The sequence below is a fragment of the Psychrobacter sp. ANT_H59 genome (genome assembly GCF_008369225.1).
Classification (GTDB): Bacteria; Pseudomonadota; Gammaproteobacteria; order Pseudomonadales; family Moraxellaceae; genus Psychrobacter; species Psychrobacter cryohalolentis.
The window spans coordinates 466,063-487,493 of record NZ_VOBE01000001.1; the positions used below are offsets into that span (position 1 = coordinate 466,063).

Genomic DNA, 21,431 nt, shown 5'->3' on the forward strand with positions numbered 1-21,431 from the left:
AAAAAGGCACCATCTTGCATGACGTTTTTCTGGAATCGTTTTTGCTTATTCGCATGCACTAAAGGAAGATAAAGACTTCAAAATCTTATTCCAATAGCACTATATTTTTGAAGTAAATTGACTATAGCATTTGATAAGCGATAAAATCAGTCTCAAAATTGCCAGCACCGATACTTATCAGCTTACTACAAGGTTTTCGCGTTATGCTTTACTCTACTATTAAAGTAGCTACTTATAAAAATCCAATATGTGCTGCATTTTCAGCTGTTTTGCTATTATCAACGACTTCATGCGTATCAACCACAGCTACGACTCTTCAAAAAAGTGCTCATATCACTACTGTAGACACCTCTGATTACTGCCAGAGTCAGGATTTAAAAGCGACATATAAAAACCAAAATACGCAGCAACGGGCGATGAGCTGTATGCTAGCAGAACTACAGCATTATCAGCAAAAAGATAAAACTGCGCAGCAACAGTACTTTGCTTATAAAGCCCAAGCTTGGCTCAACTATGCCATCCATAAAGACAGCATGAATAGTCGCTCACCTGCTGGATTAGAAGCGGCAAAATCTGCAGAAGCTATTTTGCAAGCATTAAAAAAAGGCTCAGAAAACGATCTTGTTCTTATCCAAGATATATCTGCCTCATCAGCGCTAATGCGACCTGATTTATGGGCAACGTTAAGCGCCCTCAAAGACAGCGATGGTATTGCAAGCGCTCCCCGTGAAATAGCATTTAGTGAAGTGGCATTAATCTGGGCAGCGACCGACCAATGTGAACATAATTCACGGCAGGCAGGCAGTCAATTTCGCATGGCTGACCGCTGGCTTGAGCAGGCACGTGAGGCTTTTGTTAATGCTCACAATTCTAAAGAAAACGTGGCATTAGAAGGGCTTATCGTACGTTATTATGAGCAATACTCGCCTTTCGATGCAAGTGGTGATCGCTGTAATGGACAAGTATTGCCGACACTTGATCAAATGTAGAAACCTTATTCACTATAAGTATTTTATAAAGCTTATACATAAAAATTTAGCAAAAAAATCCGACATATATATGTCGGATTTTTTAGTATATGTCTTCAAAACTTAATAGACAGACTAACGGTCTTTACGCGGTAGCTTTTCTGGCAAGTAACAACGCAGATAAGCGATAGATGCCGTATTAGCTTCTTGCAGATACTTATCGGTAATACGCTCATGACGACGATAAGAAACAGTAAAGATCGCATTCACGATACTAAAGGTAATCAATAATACATCTTGAATATCTTCAAACTTAGGCACTTCATAGCGTTCAGCCAAACGATCATAGACCAATTTTACTACTTGGTGATCCATATGCTCGCCAAAACTGTCGCCTTCAAAATCAGGTGTATTGGTATCATAAATTAACTTGGCTTTGGTTTGATCTTCATCAAAAATTTGTACACAGCGATCAATCAGCGCTGTAAGATACCCTTGCCATCTATCATATTTAACCGTCTCAACGGTTCTCAATACATCTAAAATATCAATAGCATTTAAAAAACGCAGCGCCAAAAATATGGCTTCAATATTAGGGAAGAAATGATAAGCAGACGCCCGTGGAATACCCGCTTCTTCGCAGACAGCGGCAAGCGTAATATCATTGATAGATTGAGTTTCACTCAACTTTTTAGCACCCATCAACAATTTTTGACGGCGGGCGCGTCCTTGCTGGCTAGTAAACTTAAACTTATTCGGCACCAGCTTTTTTGCCAACTCCGAATCTACTAGTACATCTTCAATTTTGTCGTCTTTATTTTCACTCATGATAAATCTCTTAATGTTATGTCATATCTTTAAAAATATAGTGTTCATCGGATAGTATGCGCCCTAAATCAAAGCACCATTTCTATCAATCACATATGGATTGATAACACCGCTACTATACTCAACGAAGAGGCATAATAAACGCTTGTACACTATCAAGCAAGGAACAAGAATAGGTTAAAAAAAATTCAGTAATTAATTATTAAATAGTGTTAATTGTGAAGCTTTATTTTCGCTCTTATAATACCGTGGTCGATCACTCTATCTGCATAATCCCACTTTAAATGGTCATTAAAGTAGTCAACCCGTTCAACCTGACCGAGCGAAAACTTACTATCAGGTAGAAATTCTTCAGAGACAAATAACTGATCAATCACTTCTGGCATACCTTGATAGATATGCGTGTATGCTACATCTTTCATCCAACCATAACGGGCTTGAATACGAGCAGCATCAAACAGCGCGACGTCTCGCATGCTCTTGTCATAGTTGACCTCGCCAGTCTCAGTCATCAGCTGGGTGGTCACGCTTTCAGTCACATCATTCATATCACCAAGCAAAATCAAGGGCTCACGAGTATGCTGTAACCTATCTATGATAGAAAGCCGGATAGAAGCCGCTTCTGCCGCACGCATACACAAACTACGCAACTTGGCACGAATACGAATGTTTGGATCATCCATATCTTCTAACAAATTACCAGCCTCATCACGTAAGAAAAAAGCACGTTTACTTTTTAGATGAGCGGTAATAATCGTTATCGGCTGACCAAATGCATCTACGCGCAATACCAGGGGCGGACGATTAAAGCGATGATAAGGACCAACATCAGGGATATCAATGACCGCTTTTGAGGCAATCTCTTCAAGCAAACTGGTTTCTAAGTGCGCAAACCGACTAATGATACCGACAGCAGGCGTATTTTGCGCCCCTTTACCTTGCGTATATGAATTTACGCTGTCATTACTGGCCAGCGGAATAACGACATGTTCAGGCTTAAAGCCCAATGATACTGCTAAAGCTTCGAGCGCTTCACTGTCCCATACTTCCTGGACCGCAATGATATCAGCATGTGCCTTTGACAGTAGATCTGTGATACCGCGTAACTTATGTTCGTATTCGTGATTAGTATATGCAGGTGCGTTTGGATAATAGAGACGATTGGGATTGGCAAAATTGAGCAGGTTGGCAGTTGCTATATAAAATTGCTTATGATTACTTTCATTATTATTGGTCATAAACTGCCTATTATTCTATAATTTTTTTACATAAGCTTTCTAATTATTACTTATTGGCTAATTTTAACAATAAAGCATATTATATATTCATACATAGTAATATACAGTAAAAAAGCCTCCAAAGAAATCTTTGGAGGCTTTAAAATAGCATAAATTCAAATTATTGCGTCTGTTAACAAAAAATGTCTACAATCGAACTAAACCCAGTAATAAGACAGTAAGCTTTAGTCGTGTTTGGTTACTTGAAGCAAGTATACTATTAGCAGCACTTGCATATTATTCGCTGACTACTTTTATAGACTATCTAACCTAAGTACTTAATACCTTATTAAAATCAGCATAAATACATTAAAAAATGCGGTTCCATGCATCACGAGATGCTCTACGTGCCTCATTCCATTCCATACGTGATTCACCTTTCACATTGTTCCATGAGCGCTCTAAATCTGACTCATGATCTTCAAAGCGGGCATCAGCGGGATAACGTGCACGGTTAGCATAGCCTACCGCGTAAGCTGGATGCAAATCACGATCGAAATCATGACCTTCTTGATAGTAATCGGCATTGGCATACTCTGCACGCCAATATGCTTCTTCACGCGTTGGATCAATCGCTTCGGCTGCTGCATGACCTGCACCGCCACCGACAATTGCACCAATTGCTCCACCAATAAGCGTGCCTAATGGGCCTGCCATCGTGCCAATAGCAGCACCTGCTGCTGCGCCGCCAATACCACCAATACCTGTACCTACAGGGTGTGAGCCTGGCTCCCCTGTGATTGGATCAGCATTCAGATCACTTCTTGCTTCTTTCGACATATGCTTGACAGCAGTACGATCAATCGCATCATGATCCTCTATAATGTTGTCATTTTCATGTCTAATAACAGTATTGTTGATTGTCTGATCATTACCAGTCAATCGGCGCTCATTGTCATCGATAATACGCTCTCTATCACCAACTTCAAGATAGTCATCAGTAACCACATGGTTATTCGGGTCTGTAATACGGCCATCGTTATTCATAATATCTTCCTTAATTGATTTGTTATATATTCTATTTATCATCAATCTACTTAATAGCAATATAAGCTAGATTAAGCATTTTATTAAATCTTCTAAAGTATAGGAACTGAGTTCAAAGACAGATAGGTCGAATATGTAAACTGTGTCAAAATCACGATGATATTGCGTTACAGTCTGTATCTGTACCAAAACTTTGTCATCTGACGTAGTTTCTAGGTGAGTCGATTACATAATATTGTAAAACGGCTATTAAGTAATAAGCAAAACACTATCTATCATGGTAATCAAGGCACTATTAATGCTCTACTGATAGCTTGTTGCCATTTATACAGATGCTTTTCACGAACATCTATAGACATGCTAGGCTCAAAAACTCGATCTACCTGCCATGAGACCTTCATCGTTGTATCATCATATAAACCTGTTTTTAAGCCAGCAAGTAGAGCGGCTCCTTTTGCGGTAATCTCTGTGTCTCTTGGACGCAGTACAGGCACATTCAATAAATCTGCTTGGAACTGCATCAACAAATCATTGTTTGCCGCGCCTCCATCTACCCTTAATTCAGTGAGTGGATGCGGGCTGTCTTTTTGCATGGCAATGAGCACATCGTATGTTTGATAAGCAACCGCCTCGAGTGCTGCCCTTGCAATATGGGCTTTGGTCGTACCGCGACTCATACCAGTAATACTGGCACTGATATCTGAGCGCCAATAAGGGGCACCTAATCCTGTAAATGCTGGCAGCAAAACCACCTCTTCACTGCTCTCAACTTGCCGAGCCAAGTCTTCTACCTCGCCGCTTTTTTGAAACATACCTAGGTTGTCACGCAGCCACTGTACAATTGCACCCGCCATAAAAACACTGCCCTCTAACGCATAAGTTACTTCTCTACCTGGAGGCTGTAGCATGCGTCTGCCAGATTGGACGATTTGTTCGAACGAGAGATTGTCTGGGCGAGTTGGTGCAGATTTTCGTTGCCATGCAATAGTTGTGAGTAGCTTATGTTCACTAAGCAGCGGCTTTTGACCGATATTCATTAGCATAAAACAACCAGTGCCATAAGTATTTTTAGCCATGCCCGTCTCAAGACAGCCTTGACCAAAAAGTGCTGCTTGCTGGTCACCCAATACTGCATGAATTGGGATTTGTTTGGCAAATAATCCCTTTTTGGTTTTGCCAAAGTCGCCATCGGATGGCAGGACTTTGGGCAAAATATTCATGGGTATGCCAAATCGGGCGCACAACTCCTCCGACCATGCCAGCTTATGGATATCGTATAGCAAGGTACGAGAAGCATTGGTCACATCGATGACATGCTCACCACCTGTGAGCTTATATATCAGCCAGCTGTCTATGGTGCCAACTGCTATCTCGCCTTTATTGGCGCGTACGCTTAATTTAGGATTTTGATCTAGTAACCAAGCGATTTTACTGGCACTGAAATATGGATCTAAACGCAGACCTGTAATACGTTGCACTTCGCTTGCCATATCACCTTGGCTATTATTGTTGCTAATATTACCTTGTGTCGCATTCATTAAGTCTTCAGTAGCAAGCGCTTCACAGTAGCTAGCGGTACGCCTGTCTTGCCAAATAATAGCGGGGGCAAGTGGCTTACCTGTTTGCTTATCCCACATGACAATAGATTCACGCTGATTGGTAATAGCGATACTGCTAACATCGGTGGCGAGTAGCCCTGCCTGATTAATAACGTCATGAGCGCAGCTGATTTGTGTCTGCCAAATTTGCTGGGCATCTTGCTCAACAAAGCCTGCTTGCGGTGTCTTTAAGACCGTTGGCTGCTGTGCCATTTTGATTGGGCGCGCATGATCATCGTACAATATAGCCCGACTTGACGTTGTCCCTTGATCTAACGCTAAAATATATCCTGCCATTACTCACATCCCATCTTGTCTTATCTTATTTGAGTCTAATATTATTATTTATTAACTATAAATTTATAAAATCTAAAATTCAGTATAGATAATGCTATCCATTTTATAGATAGTACTTACAAAAAATTTAAACCTATGCAATTAGAAAAATCAGAGGAAAAACAAGTTACTAGCCTATATCAGCCGTTTATTAAATGATGCTATTATTCATTATAGTTAAAAGCGTTACCATAAACCCTTTTTTGATACAATGCAGAATAAGCAAATAGTGAGCATTGACCCGTCACTATTGTGGCACTACAGTGTACGCTTTGTCATCCATAACAAATTTTAGATCGAATCATATTTGATAATTTAGTCTATTTAGCAGCACACTTTGCATAATATTTAGCTTAGATTATCTCTAGCATAAATAGTACTCAGCATGACTAATACTGTTTATACATTGCGTGTGATTCTAGACACCTTTTAACTTGTACCTTGCATTCTAATTAATGGCTTACGTGACCTATGAAATTTGCTCTATCGACTCTGTCCACTGCCGTGATGACGATTACGCTCATGAGTATAGCGGCGACTGCCTCTGCACGCGCTAATGAGCATATGAATGAGTCACAAAATGAGGTGATAGCTGTCAATGTGACACAGATTATCGACGCCGACAATCAAAACAATGCATTACGTGCACTTGATATGGTCAATCAAAATATCACCTCTAAAACGGTATCCTCTAAGCATGCAGCTTCTGCAAACAAATCTTCTATAAACGAAGCTTCTGTAAAATCAGCGACGATACGTGTCGACAGTACGGGCGAGGCCTCTGGACGTCAAGCAGCTCTAAGCACGCTTATCGATCCTATTACCCATAAAAGCATAGAGAACAGCTATCCGTTAGAAGTGTCTAGCTTGTTAAGTCTTGAACAAGCGCAAAATATTTTGTTGCAAGTATCCCCAAAAATCGCTGCCAATCAAGCCGCTATTGCTGCCAGCGAATATCAAACGGACGCCCTTAAAACTATCTACCACCCACTTGTATTTGCCCGTGTTTCAGCCACTACCTACAATTTGGATGCGGACATTGATCTATCGTCGCTAAAAAACGGCATCGTTAATGATATTAATAATGGGGTTGGTGACATTATTCCGCCCATTCCAGATTTGCCAAATTTTGGTGAATTGGTTGGTGAGCGTATCCCAGATAACTACGAGTTAAAACGCTCAGGCTCTACGGTGGGCGCAGGACTTGGGGTAGTATGGCCTATTTATACCGCTGGACGTACTGCCGCTCTGACAGGCGCGTCCAATGCTCGTACTCAAGAAGCCGTAGCTGACAGTATATTGGACAAAAACGAGCTTTATAACACCTTGATTGAGCGTTATTTTAAAGCGCAATTGGCAATCATTGCCGCCTATCTACGCGACGATGCCTATGATACCTTGCAGCAGACTGACCATATGGCACAGCGGCTTTTTGAAGAAGGTTTTATATCGCGAGTTGATCGCTTAGAAGCGCAATCGGCACTTGCTGATGCCAAAAGTGAATCTGTCAATGCCAATAATGATGCACGTCTTGCCATGATAGCTTTACAACGTCTATTGCGCACTGAGTATCGCATTAAGCCTCGCACACCTTTGTTTGTCTCAAGCCGACCCTTACCTGATGTCAGCTACTTTCAAGATTTGGCACTGACCAATCACCCAGGTCTACAAAAAGTCGCCGCCAAACGTGCTCAGGCTCAGCAATTGCATGCGCTATCGGATACTGGTTACAAGCCGACTGTGATGCTGTATGGCTACGGGCAAATTGAAAAAGACCCAAGCTGGGTCGCTGGCGTCTCGGCGAGTTGGAAATTATGGGGCGGTCTGGATAAAACCGCATCACTGGCATCAAGTAATGCCAAGATACGCCAAGCTGATTTGTCTGAGATTGAAGTCAGTGACAACCTATTATTACTGGTTGAAAAAAACTGGCATGATGTGAATAACGCCCAATCACGCTATCAAGCTCTACAAAGCAATGTAGAGCTTGCGGCAGAAGTCTTGCGTTTGCGCAGGCTTGGACTACAAGAGGGTTTGAATACGCCAGTCGAGATTGCCCAAGCGCAAACACAGTCGTTAAAAGCACGTACGGAGCAAGCGCAAGCAGCTTATAGCTATGTTCAATCACTTGCTGCTCTTATGCAAAGCTGTGGTACGCCCCTTGCCTTTAATGCCTATCTCAATGCCGCCGATATTCGGCTACCCACTTTATATGACAAATAACATCGCCCATTTATCGTCTTAGCAATATCAGACGACAAACGATTTATTTTGCTTATTACCGACTCTATTGCTTTAGGAATCTCACTGTCATGACTGAATCTACCAATGAATCAGGCGACTCGCGCAAACTAGGTGGCTTAAATACATCGACTGGATCGACCAATACTAACGATAATCCAGCGCCCACGAACATGGATTCTACGGTCGATGCCAATGATGCTGATGCGTCTAAGACTGATATGAATAACAGCACTGATGCCGATAGGGACACCAATACTGATACTAGCATTGAGCCGGAGCAAACGGTGCCAAGCTATAAGCGCCAGTCAGTAAAAGATAATAAATCAACAAAGATTAAAAAGGCGATTTTGGCGCTGGTGATTTTAGTTATTTTGGGCGTGATTGCTTATGGTTTATACAAGAGCAATCAGCATAGCGAGCCGCAAATTATTACCCTCCAAGGGCAAATGCAAATGCAGCAAACGTCTATCGCGGCAAAAGTACCGGGACGTATTGCAAAAATATTAGTCACAGAAGGTGATGCAGTAACGGTCGGTCAACAGCTAATAGAGATGGATTCGCCTGAGATTAATGCAAAAATCAATCAGGCACGCGCTGGCAAACAAATGGCACAAAGCCAGCTGGATAAAGCTGAAAATGGGGCACGTCCGCAAGAAATCGCTCAAGTAAAAGCAGCATGGCAAGCTCATAAAGCAGCATCTGACTTGGCAGAAAACACTTATCAGCGCGTTAATCGTCTGTATGAAGAAGGACTGATGGCGCGGCAAAAGCGTGATGAAGCCTATGCACAATATTTGGCAACTCAAGATCAAACCGAAGCGGCACGGTTACAGTATGAGTTAGCGATGGAAGGCGCACGTAGTGAAGATAAGTCAGCGGCGACTGCACAAGTTGCGCAAGTCGATGCGCAATTAGAAGAAGCATTGGTAGCGAAAGAAGAAGCCAACTTAAAAAGCCCAATCTCTGGTGTCGTCGATAATGTCATCGTCAATGCAGGTGAAGTGATCGGTCAAGGTGTGCCGCTGCTAACCTTAGTCAATACCAATGATCAATGGGTCGTCTTAAATGTCACGGAAACCTACTTAAATCAGTTTGCGATTGGTCAGCGGTTCATGGGTACTATTCCCGCTTTATCATCACCTGAAAAGCCTTATACCAAGCAATTCACTGTTTATGCTACCTCAACCTTGTCTGACTTTGCCACTTGGCGACCGACTAACAATGACGATGGTTTTGATGTTCGTACCTTTGAAGTAAAAGCCCGACCCACTAACCCTGATAGACGTATTCGCTCAGGTATGAGCGTAGTTGTACGTCTCAATCCTGCCCTCGTTAATCAGAACCAAGAGTAAGCTATGCGCCTGACGAAGCTAAAGGATGCTTTTGTACGCAGTGCAGCTTACGAGCGACGTTTTTTGGTAAAAAATCCGTGGGACTTGGCGATGGTGTTCTGGATACCGCTGGCTACTGTGCTGCTGATTTGGTGGATTTTTTCACAAATACAAATCACAGACTTACCTATTGGCGTGATTGATAATGATCGGGGGCCTGTTGCCAATACGGCATTACGGTATTTGGAAGCCAATCCTAATTTGACGGTAAAGCAGCTATATCATACGCCTGCTGCGGCAAAAGCTGCTATCTTGCAGCGTGATATCTATGCAGTCGTCATTATCCCTGAAGATTTTTCTCGTAATATCTTATTAAGTAAGCCTGCTCCTATCGTACTCCAAGTCAATGCCCAATATGGCACCCACTCTGGCATTATCCAAACCAGCGTACAGTCTGTCATTGGTACATTGTCCGCAGGCGTTGAGATGAAGCGCTTGGTCAAGCAAGGGATGGCTCCATCACAAGCTGCGATTGCCTACTCTCCTATTAGCATTCAACGTATTAGCTTGTTTAATGCTGCGACTGATTATCAGCAATTTTTGGCATCGACAGTCATTCCTGCGCTGCTGCATATTCTGGCAATGGTCATTGGCGCAACAACGATCGGCCGTGAATTGCGTGACAAGCGAATCGGACGCTGGTATCACTTTATTAATGGCAGTCATGTTTATTTAATATTACCACCTAAAGATGATCAACCTAATAATGACAGCCAACCTAGTCCATTAGATAATGTCTCAGCCAGTCAAAACCAAGCACCAGAAGAAGTAAGTATACCGGTATTGATATTTGGTTTATTGGGCAAGTACTTTTGGCCGCTACTGGCTTATAGTATTTGGTCGATATTGGCTTTATGGCTGGCAGCGCCGCAACAATCGATTGCTATTAGCGCGCTCATGGTAACCTATATAAGCCTTGTATTATTAATGATGTTATCTTTCTGGCTTGGCGCTATATTTACCTTAGGCTCCTTCTCATTGCGTATGGGTTTATCGGCGACGGGTTTTATCTCAGCACCTTCTTATGCGTTCGCTGGAGTGACGTTTCCTTATGTCGCTATCAGTAAGAATGCCCAGCATTGGTCAGATGTGCTGCCGCTTACCCATTATCTTAAGCTGCATATTGCACAGTTACAGATGCAAGCGCCTGTCATCATATCCTTACCGATTGTTTACGGGCTGACACTAGCAACACTCGTTACGCTATATTTAACGGCTTTACTAAGCAAACGCGCATTAGCGCATCCTGAACGCTGGGGAGCACGCTGATGTCATCCAATTCAAATCATAAATCGTCTACTAAAATAGTAGTATCAGAGGAAATTCTGGCATCGCCAAGCTTCTTTGGCAGCTTTTTACAAACCATAAAAGACGTGTTTTCTGATAAAGGTGTGCTGTTACTATTGATGATTGCACCGATTATTTATGGTTTCTTCTATCCTTGGCCGTATTCTACGGAAGTTGTAAACCACGTACCTGTTGGCATTGTTGATAAAGACAATAGTCCTTTATCGCAAACCATCGTTCGCTATGCCAGTGCCAGCCCGCAACTAGATACGAAACGCTTCTTAAATGAACAGCAAGCCATCGATGCCATGTGGGCGGATGACATCGCAGGCTACATGATTATTCCAAGCGGACTTGAACAGCAAGTGTTGTCAGGCAAAGCCGCTAGCGTCAGCGTGCTTGGTAATGGCGGCTATTTTTTATTAAATAAAAACGTACAAATGGGATTTTTGCAAGCGGTTAGTACTGTCTCAGCTGGCATTGAGGTAAAGAAAAACGTGGCACAAGGAGCGTACTTAGCGACTGCTTCTGCCAAAACCCAAGCCTTACCGTTAAAGATTATCCCTTTATATAATCAAACGGAAGGTTATGGCGCTTACGTCGTGCCAGCGGTGTCTATTCTTATCTTGCAGCAAACGCTTTTGATGTCAACGGCGATGTTAATCGGCACTTGGTATGAGCAACGACGCCATAGAACTAACATTCGTGGCTGGCTTGGGCGGATTGCCGCGCTAAGTATGTTTAGCTTTGTGATTGGCTGTTTCTATTACGGCTGGGCATTTGAGCTTCATGGCTATCCGCGCGGGCAAAACATGCTCGGCAGTTTATTATTCTTGCTGCTATTTTGTCCGACAGTCGCCACACTTGGTTGCGTGCTTGGACTTTGGTTTCGCCAGCGCGAGCGTAGTATGCAAATTTTAATTTTTAGCTCATTACCAATGTTTTTTGTCAGTGGCTATCCGTGGCCTGCCCATCAGCTTCCTGAATTCTTACAAATTATTCGTTGGTTATTGCCAACGACACCAGGTATCAATACTTCCGTGCAGCTTAACCAAATGGGCGCCAGTATCGCGCAAGTAGCGACAGGATTTTATGCGTTGGCAGGATTGTGGATTTTTTACTTTATTCTACTGTTGCTATTCCGCTGGTTAACGTCAGAACGTAAAAATGCTTATTAAAGTTAATAACATATTAACCATGATAAAAAAAGCGCCTGTATAATTACAGACGCTTTTTTATTGACTCAGTTTAATATCATTAATCGTTAGAACACCCGATTAAGACCATTCAATGCCGCAACGCGATAGGCTTCTGCCATTGTTGGGTAGTTAAAGGTGGTATTGACAAAGTATTCAAGCGTGGCATTACATTTCATCACTGCTTGCCCAATGTGGATAATCTCAGAGGCATGATTGCCGTAGCAGTGAATCCCTAAAATCTCTAAGGTCTCACGGTGGAACAAGATTTTTAGAACGCCTGAACGCTCACCAATGATTTGTGCGCGTGCAAGATGCTTAAAGAAAGCCTGACCGACCTCATAAGGAACTTTAGCATCGGTTAATTCTTGTTCCGTTTTACCGATACATGAAATCTCAGGAATAGTATAAATACCTGTTGGTACGCTCGATACGGGCTCTGCATCACGGTCACCGACCATAAATGCCGCCGCACAGCGCCCTTGATCGTAAGCGGCAGAAGCTAATGAAGGCCAACCGATAACGTCGCCCGCTGCATAAATATTTTCAACTTCGGTACAGTAAGTATCATCAACTTTCAGCTGACCGCGGCTATTGGCTTCTAGACCTAGGCATTCTAAATTTAAGCCTTCAGTATTACCTGAGCGTCCATTTGACCATAAAATAGCGTCTGACTTGATTTTCTTACCACTTTTTAGATGCAAAATCACACAGTCATCATGCGTTTCTAAATGGTCAATCTCTTCATTGCTGCGGATAACCACACCAAATTGACGGAAATCATGAGCAATAGCGTCACTGATTTCACTATCCAAATAGCTTAGCAGTTGGTTCTGGTTATTAATCAAATCTACTTTATAGCCAAGACCGGTGAAGATAGACGCATACTCACAGCCAATCACGCCAGCGCCATAAATAATGATTTTCTTAACCACATAATCCATCTGTAGGATTTTATCAGAATCAAATACGCGTGGATGATTAAAGTCTAAGATATCAGGGCGATATGGACGGCTACCGACCGTAATTATAGCTTTGTTAAAGGTGATCGTTTCAAAGGAATTTTCATCAATTTCGATACGTATCGTGTTTTTATCGATAAAATTTGCCCAACCATGAATCACTTCGATTTGGTTGCGCTCATAGAATCTGGTATGTGTCTGAACCTGTTGCAGAATCACTTTTCGAGCTTTAGCTAACACGATATTCAGCGGGACTTGATGATAGTCCATGGCCTTAGTAAACATCTGGTCACGGCGAAAGTTAATCAAGTTAAAAACGGACTGGCGCAAAGCTTTACTTGGAATCGTACCAACGTGGGTACAGTTACCGCCTACTTGCTCACGCGGGTCAATGACCACCACTTTCTTGCCCGATTTGGCAAGTTTCATGGCAGCAGCTTCACCTGCAGGACCTGCACCTAATACGACCGCATCATATTCAAACTCATGCTTATCGCTTTTTAGACGTTGTGAATCCTTAGTAAAGCCCGATTTTACGTCGATACGTGTATCATCTAGTGGATTGACCAAATCTGGATGATGCATGATGTCTTCAGTAACTTGCTCATGCGTTTGTTCGATTTTCTCTTTCTTATTTTTACCCTCAGTATGCTCGGGGTTTGGCACACGACCACTTTCCTTATTAGACACTTCAGTTTTAATATCTTTACCAGTATCATTGGTCGCGTCGCCTATCGTTTTGCTTCCCATCGTGTCCTCTTTATTCATTTATGAATCTGTTTTTTAGCTCGCGGACGCCTTCATCTTTATAAATGTCTAGATAAAAATATCCATGGTGCTAAAGTGTGTCCACCATACGTGGTGATACGTTATTTTGCAATACAGCCACCACTACAACCGTTTTTTTCAAAAGTATTGTTTTTCAGAAAAATAGAGACCTAGCTCAATTAGCCAATGCGGCGTTTCAGACCAGTCATCTGTAATATACGCGTGGCAATCTCTTCAACGGACATCTCTGACACATCAAGGCTTGGAATCCCCTGTGAGGTATAAATTCCTTGTATTGCGCGCTGTTCTTGCTGACATTGCTGATAACTTGAATAGCGACTACCCGCGCGGCGCTCTTGGCGGATTTTCACCAAGCGATCCGTATCGATAATCAGACCAAACAACTTGTGTTTATGCTCACGCAATGCTTTAGGTAGCTGGTTGTCGTTTAGATCTTCTTCGGTTAAAGGATAATTGGCCGCTCGAATACCAAATTGTAGTGCCAAATATAATGAGGTTGGCGTTTTACCAGAGCGTGATACCCCAATCAGAATAATATCTGCTGCGTGATAATGACGGGTACGCGCGCCGTCATCGTTATCTAAAGCAAAATGCACCGCATCAATACGCTCTTTATAAGTCTCAGAGTCAACATTATCATGTGCATGACCTGAATGCCCATCTGGCTCCACGCCTGTCTCTTCTGCTACGCGACCGATGAGACCTTCATACATATCAAGATTACAACTGTGCGCTGAATTGATTTTTTCACGAATCTCAGGACTGACAATGGTATCAAATACCAATGGCAGCAAGCCATCTCGCTGATAGGCGGTATTGATTTGCACAACCGCATCTTCAGCACGTTCTAGATTATCCACATAAGGCAATACTCGAGTCTCAAAAGGCACTGAAGCAAATTGGCTTAAAATAGCACGCCCAAGCGTTTCTGCTGTAATCGCCGTGCCATCAGAGATAAAAAACGCCGTTCTTATGTTTTGAGCGTTATCAACTTCTAGTGCTTTCATATTTTGAATCGTAGAATTGGGTTGTGGTGACGAATGATTTACATACATAACGTTGATACCTTATTTTTAAATCCTTGGTTGAAACCTCAGTAGCAGCCTTTCATTTTTAGCATCTAGCGCTTCATAATTTAGTCATATGCGTCTCAAATTTTCACCTTTATTATACGCATAATAGACGCTTAATAGTAATCAATGTTACAGGCATACACTTAGACTTACATAGATTTTTAAGACTCAGCTCACTGTAAGATCGATATTTATCGTGCCAAAATTTATGATCTAGCCTAATAAATATGTAGCAAATCTCACAATTTGTAGCTTTTTCATCATTTTTTTGCTTCAAGCTCTCGAAATTCTCAAAATATAGGGGTATAATCGACCATTATAATCTTTACTAAATAACCTTATTTTCTGGAGTTATCATGGCAGCGCAATCTACAGCACTTGTAATTAACCTTGATCAGTTAGGAAAAGACGACATTGAAATGGTCGGTGGCAAAAACGCTTCACTTGGTGAAATGATCAGCCATCTATCTGATTTGGGCGTTAGTGTTCCAGGCGGCTTTGCCACAACTTCAAATGCTTTTTACCAGTTTCTAACAGAAACAGGCTTACTTGACAAAATTAACAACGAGCTTAAAACACTTGATGTTAATGATGTCAATAAACTGGCTGAAACTGGCAAAAAAATCCGTACTTGGATTATTGAGCAAGAACTGCCAAAAGATCTTGAGCAAGCGGTTCGTGATTCATTCGAAGCAATGAGCGATGGTAAAGAAATCGCGGTTGCGGTACGTTCTTCTGCTACTGCTGAAGATTTGCCAGACGCCTCATTTGCCGGTCAACAAGAAACGTTCTTGAACATTCGCGGCATTGATAACGTCCTAATCGCGATTAAAGAAGTTTTTGCTTCTCTTTATAATGACCGTGCTATCTCTTATCGTGTGCACAAAGGTTTTGAGCACGAAGGCGTAGCATTGTCTGCTGCTGTACAGCGTATGGTTCGCTCAGAAACTGGTGCTGCTGGCGTTATGTTCACACTAGATACCGAAAGTGGTTTTGATCAAGTGGTCTTTATCACTTCAAGCTATGGTCTAGGTGAAATGGTTGTACAGGGCGCCGTAAACCCTGATGAATTCTATGTATCAAAGCAATTACTTGCTAACGGCAAACCTGCGATTATCCGTCGCAACTTAGGTAGCAAGCACAAGAAAATGATTTATGGTGATGAAGGTAGTACCACCAAATCAGTTAAAGTCATTGATGTTGAAAAAGAAGATCGTATGCAGTTCTCTTTGTCTACGGAAGAGCTGACGTCACTTGCCAAGCAAGCGATGACCATTGAAAAGCATTATGGTCAAGCAATGGATATCGAGTGGGCAAAAGACGGTGACACCAATGAAATCTTTATCGTTCAGGCTCGTCCTGAAACGGTTAAGAGTCGCCAAGACAGCAATGTCATGGAACGTTATATCATTGACACGACTAACGCTAAAGTATTGTGTGAAGGTCGCTCAATTGGTCAACGTATCGGTTCAGGTAAAGTCCGCATCGTTAGCAACCTAAATGAGATGGATAAAGTACAAGAAGGCGATGTATTGGTATCAGATATGACGGATCCGGATTGGGAACCAGTCATGAAGCGTGCTTCTGCTATCATTACTAACCGTGGTGGTCGTACTTGTCACGCAGCGATTATCGCTCGTGAGCTAGGCGTCCCTGCTATCGTTGGTTGTGGTAATGCCACTGAGCTGTTGGTTGATGGTCAAGATGTGACTGCTTCTTGTGCCGAAGGTGATACTGGCTTCATTTATGAAAGTCAGATTGATTTTGAAGTACAGACCAACTCTGTAGAATCTATGCCTGAGCTTGCCTTCAAAGTCATGATGAACGTTGGTAATCCAGATCGTGCCTTCTCATTTACCCAAATGCCGAACGAAGGGATTGGTCTTGCGCGTCTTGAGTTCATTATCAACCGTATGATTGGCGTGCATCCAAAAGCATTGCTAAACATGAACAGCTTGCCACGTGAAATTGCACAAGCTATCAATGAGCGCATCGCTGGTTATGCCTCACCCGTTGACTTCTATGTTGATAAGTTGGTTGAAGGTATCTCAACGCTCGCTGTCGCCTTTATGGATCAGCCAGTGATCGTTCGTATGTCAGATTTCAAGTCAAACGAATACGCTAACTTGCTTGGTGGTAAGTTATACGAGCCATCAGAAGAAAACCCAATGCTTGGTTTCCGTGGTGCGAGTCGTTATGTGTCTGATAACTTCCGTGACTGCTTTGAGCTAGAGTGTAAAGCGCTTAAACGCGTCCGTGATGAGATGGGCTTGACCAACGTCGAGATTATGATTCCATTCGTCCGTACCGTTGGCGAAGCAGCACAGGTCATCGAATTGCTTGAGAAAAATGGTCTAAAACGTGGCGAAAATGGTCTACGCATCATCATGATGTGTGAGCTACCAACTAACTGCTTACTAGCAGAAGAGTTCCTAGAGCATTTCGATGGTTTCTCAATCGGCTCGAACGATTTGACTCAGTTGACTCTAGGTCTAGATCGTGACTCAGGTATCGTCTCACATCTATTTGATGAGCGTGACCCTGCGGTTAAAAAGCTGTTGTCAATGGCAATTGATGCCTGCCGTAAGCAAAACAAATATGTCGGTATCTGTGGTCAAGGTCCATCAGACCATCCAGATCTAGCTTTATGGCTCATGGAGCAAGGCATCAGCTCAGTATCATTGAACCCTGACTCAGTACTAGATACTTGGTTCTTCTTAGCGGGTGAAGAAGCGAAGTAAGCTGTAACGTTACGTCACAACGTTAATTCACACCGTCATTTAAGATACAATTACTAGGGTCTATTTGATTTTTTCAAATAGACCCTAATATAATGTATGATCAATAGTGACTGAAAAGCAGTTTTTTAAAACAGTGACTTAAGACATGACTAACTATGCAGGCAATTATGCAGATTTTCCTTGCTCGAAATAACGTACAAGCCGGTCCCTACACTTTGGATCAGCTCAATATTATGCTCACCTCTGGTGAAGTGCTATTAGATGATTTGGTCTGGCATGACGGCTTAGATCAGTGGCAGCGCGTGGGTAACTTAACTAATAATCAAGCCTTTTATCGCCTAACTCATGTAGCGATGCCTGAGGTTAATGATTCTATCATCAACAACGTTACTATCTTCCCAGAAGACGATGCAGCAGATACCAATAAAGACAAACAATCGGTATCGCTGGATCGTTTATATGGCAAGCCTGAACGTTCAAAAGACACTGCTAAAAACACCAAAGCAGATATGACAACCAATCGTCATCACACGCCAAATAGCAATGTGTCATTAAATAAGTCTAACGCGACCAAGGCTGCTTCAGCGAAAGATAAAGTAGTGGGTAATGTGATACTGGCTCCTATCATGTCACGGATATTGGCAACGGCGCTGAATGCTTTACTGTATTTATTAGCTATTTTTCCACTAGTCATGGCATTGACCAAGATGGATGTCGATTATACCAAGTTCCAAAATATTCAGGATATGGACGCTGCTTATCAGTACTCAGTGACGTTGATGGAAAGCTTGCCTAGCAGCACGTTGATGATCTCGCAGGTCATGGTCTTTGGTTTGTTTGCCTTGCAATTGTTATTTATCACTTTGCGTGGTCAATCACTGGGCAAAATGATTACGGGTATTCGCGTGGTTGATCAAACCACCCATCGTCTGCCATCATTTTTAAAGCTTATTGGTATGCGTACCTTTTTGCTGTTTATCATTTATAATTTACTGTTTTCTTTTACCAGCTTTTTAGGCTTTGTCATTGTTGCTATTCATTATTATATGGCGTCTAAAAGCCCTGAAAACATCGGTTGGCACGACAAATTGGCCAAAACTTTGGTGGTTAAAGCAGATAGTAGTCAATTGATAAAAGAGCCAAAAATAAAATAATCCTATTTTTGATTATTAACAATATCTCTTATGTTTGTCATAAAAAGCGACGTATCAGCGTTGCTTTTTTATTGATAAAGAAACAAGGTATTCCATTAATAATTTTTATTAACAGCTGCGCATTGATTAACCTTTGTGTTCATCAGTGACTACTGTTATAATATGGCGCTTTATAAACTAAGCTTATTCTCTGTTAATTATTTATAATAATGGGTAGGATTTGAGCTTACCTTATAAATCTCCTTGCTATTAACATAGGGTTAATAGCTACTAATCCGTAAGGAGTCATAATGCGACATTACGAACTGGTGTTACTTGTACACCCAGACCAAAGCGACCAAGTGGTCGGCATGGTTGAACGCTATATCAAGTTAGTTCAAGACAACAACGGCACTATCCATCGTCTAGAAGATTGGGGTCGTCGTCAACTTGCTTACCCAATTAACAAGATTCACAAAGCTCATTACGTTCTTTTCAACATTGAAACTGACGGCGAGACTTTAGCTGAACTTGAAGAATTATTCCGTTATAACGACGCGATCATTCGTAGTCTAGTTATGCGCCGTGATGATGCTGTCACTGAAGAGTCGCAGTTAGCCAAGAATGCCGATGAAAAACGCGCACGCAAAGCTACTACTCGTCGTCCAGACAGTAATGATGACAACGACAACCACAGTGATGACTAATTAAAGGAGCATAATCATGGCACGTTTTTATCGCCGTCGCAAATTCTGCCGTTTCACTGCTGAAGGTATCACTCACATCGATTATAAAGATGTTGAATTGCTAAAACAGTATATCAGTGATAATGGCAAAATCGTACCAAGCCGTATTACCGGTACGTCTACTAAATATCAGCGTCAACTAGCGACTGCTATCAAGCAAGCTCGTTATTTATCGCTACTTCCATACACTGATAACCATCAGGGTTAACCGTTAACTAGGAATGACTCATGCAAATTATTTTGTTACAGCGTATCGTCAACCTTGGCAAACTCGGTGAAACTGTCGATGTAAAACCAGGTTACGGACGTAACTTTCTTATCCCTTTGGGTAAAGCACTACCTGCTACTAAAGCTAACATTGAAAAGTTCGAAGCACGTCGTGCTGAACTTGAAGCTGAAGAAGCAAAAGAAGTAGCGGTTGCTCAAGAACGTGCTGACGCATTAACTGACGTTAATGTTATCATGCGCGCTAAATCAGGTGACGAAGGCAAGCTATTCGGCTCTATCGGTACACGCGATATCGCTGAAGCATTGACTAACTCAGGTCTAGAAGTTGACCGTGCTGAAATCAAGCTACCTGAAGGCACTTTGCGTCAAATTGGTGAATATAATGTTGATATTCAACTACATCATGACGTTACGGCTACTATTCTAGTTACCATTCTTTCTGAAGATGGCGACAACGAAGATTTAGACGAAGACAATGCTGCAGACGAAAACGAAGACTATTCTGAAGAGTAATCTTTAGCATACTAAGTTTTAGTCGCAATAAAAAACCAGCAACTTTAGGTTGCTGGTTTTTTTTGTGCTGGATTTGGACTTCGTTATTTGTATTAGTACTGATACAGACAATAAACACTGTATACGCAATGACAAAAGACTATTGATAACGTCTGTTGTATTCTAATCCTACTAGTCACTATGCTGACGATATATATTTTATGAATGAAATCTAGGATACCATGATAAATACTGATGACACTTTACGATGTACTCAAGGCAATGACTTTTATACCGAAGGCAAAACTTATAAGGTTGGTAGAATTGTTAATAATAAATACTTCCAGATATTAACCGATAATAATACTGACCATTGGTATGCGACCTTAGATGACAAAGGCATTTATGTGAGCTTTGATTCGGCTATAGCAGAAACTGAAAGAGCATGTTTTGAGAAGATCGATGAGCTACAAGCTAAAAGCTAACAACCTCCTAAATTATTCAAGAGCACTCAAAAGCATTCAAAATTTAAAAACGGTCAACACAATGGCCGTTTTTTTAATTAAATATCAATACGATTACAGGACAGATATGCTACAGAGCGCGGCCACTCAACGGCTGTTTTCGGCACTTCTTGGTCAGCAGCCATTATCTTGGCCGCACTTATCCAGCCTGCATGACCGATGACTAATACTGGGCTATCTTTTTGTTCAGCTGCAATTTTATCCAACCAGCTCTCCGCTCGATTAAACAGCTGTTGCAAACTTTCACCATAATCAGGCGCAAAGTGGGCAAAATTATTGCACCATTCATCAATTTGTTGTTTCTCAATCTGTTTCCAAGACTGACCATCCCAATCACCGAAATGAATCTCAGCCAAATCAGGTGCGACTCGACACTCAAAACCGCGCTGTGCCAATATTTCCCCGACCTTTAGTGAACGCTGTAAGGGGCTAACCCAAATCACTTTTGGTAATTGCTGTAGACGTACAAAGCGCTGTATTTTATTAGCAAGGCGTTTTAGTTTACGTTTATCGACTTCTACATCTGTCTGTCCGATACAGAGACCACCAGCCGTAATAGGTTTTGGATGACGCCAAATATACAGAATCATGAGTGCGAGTATCCTTTCTTAGCATCATTTTTAACGCTTTG

At 42.0% G+C, this 21,431-nt stretch carries 18 protein-coding genes; 11 read left to right on the forward strand and 7 right to left on the reverse strand.

The window, feature by feature from the left end; all coding sequences use genetic code 11:
* Positions 1–203: 203 nt before the first annotated feature.
* The gene (locus FQ083_RS01805) at positions 204–989 is read left to right on the forward strand and encodes a hypothetical protein (RefSeq protein ID WP_149408582.1); all 786 of its coding nucleotides are present in this window, start codon (positions 204–206) and stop codon (positions 987–989) included.
* 114 nt (positions 990–1,103) lie between these two features.
* On the opposite strand, the gene FQ083_RS01810 is transcribed toward FQ083_RS01805, so the two are convergent.
* The 4 genes from FQ083_RS01810 to glpK form a co-directional block, all read right to left on the reverse strand.
* On the reverse strand, positions 1,104–1,796 hold the full coding sequence (locus FQ083_RS01810) for a TetR/AcrR family transcriptional regulator (RefSeq protein WP_011513381.1): 693 nt from the start codon (positions 1,794–1,796) through the stop codon (positions 1,104–1,106).
* A gap of 212 nt (positions 1,797–2,008) precedes the next feature.
* The gene (locus FQ083_RS01815; protein WP_149408583.1) at positions 2,009–3,034 is read right to left on the reverse strand and encodes an endonuclease/exonuclease/phosphatase family protein; all 1,026 of its coding nucleotides are present in this window, start codon (positions 3,032–3,034) and stop codon (positions 2,009–2,011) included.
* 348 nt (positions 3,035–3,382) lie between these two features.
* On the reverse strand, positions 3,383–3,853 hold the full coding sequence (locus FQ083_RS01820) for a hypothetical protein (protein ID WP_262880831.1): 471 nt from the start codon (positions 3,851–3,853) through the stop codon (positions 3,383–3,385).
* A 491-nt stretch (positions 3,854–4,344) separates the two neighbouring features.
* Positions 4,345–5,955 (reverse strand): glycerol kinase GlpK, encoded by a 1,611-nt coding sequence (gene glpK / locus FQ083_RS01825; RefSeq protein WP_149408585.1) that lies wholly within the window; start codon positions 5,953–5,955, stop codon positions 4,345–4,347.
* A 510-nt stretch (positions 5,956–6,465) separates the two neighbouring features.
* Between glpK and FQ083_RS01830 the strand changes: the two genes are divergently transcribed.
* The 4 genes from FQ083_RS01830 (at position 6,466) to FQ083_RS01845 (ending at position 12,094) form a co-directional block, all read left to right on the forward strand.
* On the forward strand, positions 6,466–8,217 hold the full coding sequence (locus FQ083_RS01830; RefSeq protein ID WP_149408586.1) for a TolC family protein: 1,752 nt from the start codon (positions 6,466–6,468) through the stop codon (positions 8,215–8,217).
* 89 nt (positions 8,218–8,306) lie between these two features.
* A complete protein-coding gene (locus tag FQ083_RS01835) occupies positions 8,307–9,590 on the forward strand; it encodes an HlyD family secretion protein (protein ID WP_149408587.1) in 1,284 nt (427 codons plus the stop codon).
* A gap of 3 nt (positions 9,591–9,593) precedes the next feature.
* Positions 9,594–10,898, forward strand: coding sequence for an ABC transporter permease (locus tag FQ083_RS01840; RefSeq protein ID WP_149408588.1), 1,305 nt, complete (start codon positions 9,594–9,596; stop codon positions 10,896–10,898).
* Complete coding sequence (locus FQ083_RS01845) at positions 10,898–12,094, forward strand: ABC transporter permease (protein ID WP_149408589.1); 1,197 nt, start codon at positions 10,898–10,900, stop codon at positions 12,092–12,094. Before FQ083_RS01840 ends, FQ083_RS01845 begins: the two co-directional genes overlap by 1 nt.
* A gap of 86 nt (positions 12,095–12,180) precedes the next feature.
* Here the strand turns inward: FQ083_RS01845 and sthA are convergent, their stop codons facing one another.
* Both sthA and FQ083_RS01855 read right to left on the reverse strand, forming a co-directional pair.
* Positions 12,181–13,824, reverse strand: coding sequence for a Si-specific NAD(P)(+) transhydrogenase (gene sthA / locus FQ083_RS01850; protein WP_149408590.1), 1,644 nt, complete (start codon positions 13,822–13,824; stop codon positions 12,181–12,183).
* Between the two features lie 197 nt (positions 13,825–14,021).
* A complete protein-coding gene (locus FQ083_RS01855; RefSeq protein WP_041753451.1) occupies positions 14,022–14,870 on the reverse strand; it encodes a pyruvate, water dikinase regulatory protein in 849 nt (282 codons plus the stop codon).
* 422 nt (positions 14,871–15,292) lie between these two features.
* Between FQ083_RS01855 and ppsA the strand changes: the two genes are divergently transcribed.
* The 6 genes from ppsA to FQ083_RS01885 all read left to right on the forward strand — a co-directional run bounded on the left by ppsA (position 15,293) and on the right by FQ083_RS01885 (position 20,761).
* A complete protein-coding gene (gene ppsA, locus FQ083_RS01860) occupies positions 15,293–17,677 on the forward strand; it encodes a phosphoenolpyruvate synthase (RefSeq protein WP_149408591.1) in 2,385 nt (794 codons plus the stop codon).
* 155 nt (positions 17,678–17,832) lie between these two features.
* The gene (locus tag FQ083_RS01865) at positions 17,833–18,831 is read left to right on the forward strand and encodes an RDD family protein (protein WP_149408592.1); all 999 of its coding nucleotides are present in this window, start codon (positions 17,833–17,835) and stop codon (positions 18,829–18,831) included.
* A 290-nt stretch (positions 18,832–19,121) separates the two neighbouring features.
* The gene (gene rpsF / locus FQ083_RS01870; RefSeq protein ID WP_011513370.1) at positions 19,122–19,517 is read left to right on the forward strand and encodes a 30S ribosomal protein S6; all 396 of its coding nucleotides are present in this window, start codon (positions 19,122–19,124) and stop codon (positions 19,515–19,517) included.
* A gap of 16 nt (positions 19,518–19,533) precedes the next feature.
* A complete protein-coding gene (gene rpsR, locus FQ083_RS01875) occupies positions 19,534–19,764 on the forward strand; it encodes a 30S ribosomal protein S18 (RefSeq protein WP_010198808.1) in 231 nt (76 codons plus the stop codon).
* A gap of 20 nt (positions 19,765–19,784) precedes the next feature.
* On the forward strand, positions 19,785–20,297 hold the full coding sequence (rplI, locus tag FQ083_RS01880; protein WP_011513369.1) for a 50S ribosomal protein L9: 513 nt from the start codon (positions 19,785–19,787) through the stop codon (positions 20,295–20,297).
* 221 nt (positions 20,298–20,518) lie between these two features.
* Positions 20,519–20,761 (forward strand): hypothetical protein, encoded by a 243-nt coding sequence (locus FQ083_RS01885; protein ID WP_149408593.1) that lies wholly within the window; start codon positions 20,519–20,521, stop codon positions 20,759–20,761.
* A 77-nt stretch (positions 20,762–20,838) separates the two neighbouring features.
* On the opposite strand, the gene FQ083_RS01890 is transcribed toward FQ083_RS01885, so the two are convergent.
* Positions 20,839–21,390 carry a histidine phosphatase family protein gene (locus FQ083_RS01890; RefSeq protein WP_149408594.1) on the reverse strand — a complete coding sequence of 184 codons (552 nt, stop codon included), beginning with the start codon at positions 21,388–21,390 and terminating at the stop codon, positions 20,839–20,841.
* Positions 21,391–21,431 lie beyond the last annotated feature (41 nt).

What these genes read in the sequence shown, in the direction of transcription:
- FQ083_RS01840 (WP_149408588.1), top strand. Translation starts at nt 9,594, where the DNA reads ATGCGCCTGACGAAGCTAAAGGATGCTTTTGTACGCAGTGCAGCTTAC.
- FQ083_RS01815 (WP_149408583.1), bottom strand. Translation starts at nt 3,034, where the DNA reads ATGACCAATAATAATGAAAGTAATCATAAGCAATTTTATATAGCAACT.
- FQ083_RS01865 (WP_149408592.1), top strand. Translation starts at nt 17,833, where the DNA reads ATGCAGGCAATTATGCAGATTTTCCTTGCTCGAAATAACGTACAAGCC.
- ppsA (WP_149408591.1), top strand. Translation starts at nt 15,293, where the DNA reads ATGGCAGCGCAATCTACAGCACTTGTAATTAACCTTGATCAGTTAGGA.
- FQ083_RS01805 (WP_149408582.1), top strand. Translation starts at nt 204, where the DNA reads ATGCTTTACTCTACTATTAAAGTAGCTACTTATAAAAATCCAATATGT.
- FQ083_RS01885 (WP_149408593.1), top strand. Translation starts at nt 20,519, where the DNA reads ATGATAAATACTGATGACACTTTACGATGTACTCAAGGCAATGACTTT.
- glpK (WP_149408585.1), bottom strand. Translation starts at nt 5,955, where the DNA reads ATGGCAGGATATATTTTAGCGTTAGATCAAGGGACAACGTCAAGTCGG.
- FQ083_RS01820 (WP_262880831.1), bottom strand. Translation starts at nt 3,853, where the DNA reads ATGTCGAAAGAAGCAAGAAGTGATCTGAATGCTGATCCAATCACAGGG.
- FQ083_RS01835 (WP_149408587.1), top strand. Translation starts at nt 8,307, where the DNA reads ATGACTGAATCTACCAATGAATCAGGCGACTCGCGCAAACTAGGTGGC.
- rpsF (WP_011513370.1), top strand. Translation starts at nt 19,122, where the DNA reads ATGCGACATTACGAACTGGTGTTACTTGTACACCCAGACCAAAGCGAC.
- FQ083_RS01845 (WP_149408589.1), top strand. Translation starts at nt 10,898, where the DNA reads ATGTCATCCAATTCAAATCATAAATCGTCTACTAAAATAGTAGTATCA.
- rpsR (WP_010198808.1), top strand. Translation starts at nt 19,534, where the DNA reads ATGGCACGTTTTTATCGCCGTCGCAAATTCTGCCGTTTCACTGCTGAA.
- FQ083_RS01855 (WP_041753451.1), bottom strand. Translation starts at nt 14,870, where the DNA reads ATGAAAGCACTAGAAGTTGATAACGCTCAAAACATAAGAACGGCGTTT.
- FQ083_RS01810 (WP_011513381.1), bottom strand. Translation starts at nt 1,796, where the DNA reads ATGAGTGAAAATAAAGACGACAAAATTGAAGATGTACTAGTAGATTCG.
- sthA (WP_149408590.1), bottom strand. Translation starts at nt 13,824, where the DNA reads ATGGGAAGCAAAACGATAGGCGACGCGACCAATGATACTGGTAAAGAT.
- FQ083_RS01830 (WP_149408586.1), top strand. Translation starts at nt 6,466, where the DNA reads ATGAAATTTGCTCTATCGACTCTGTCCACTGCCGTGATGACGATTACG.
- rplI (WP_011513369.1), top strand. Translation starts at nt 19,785, where the DNA reads ATGCAAATTATTTTGTTACAGCGTATCGTCAACCTTGGCAAACTCGGT.
- FQ083_RS01890 (WP_149408594.1), bottom strand. Translation starts at nt 21,390, where the DNA reads ATGATTCTGTATATTTGGCGTCATCCAAAACCTATTACGGCTGGTGGT.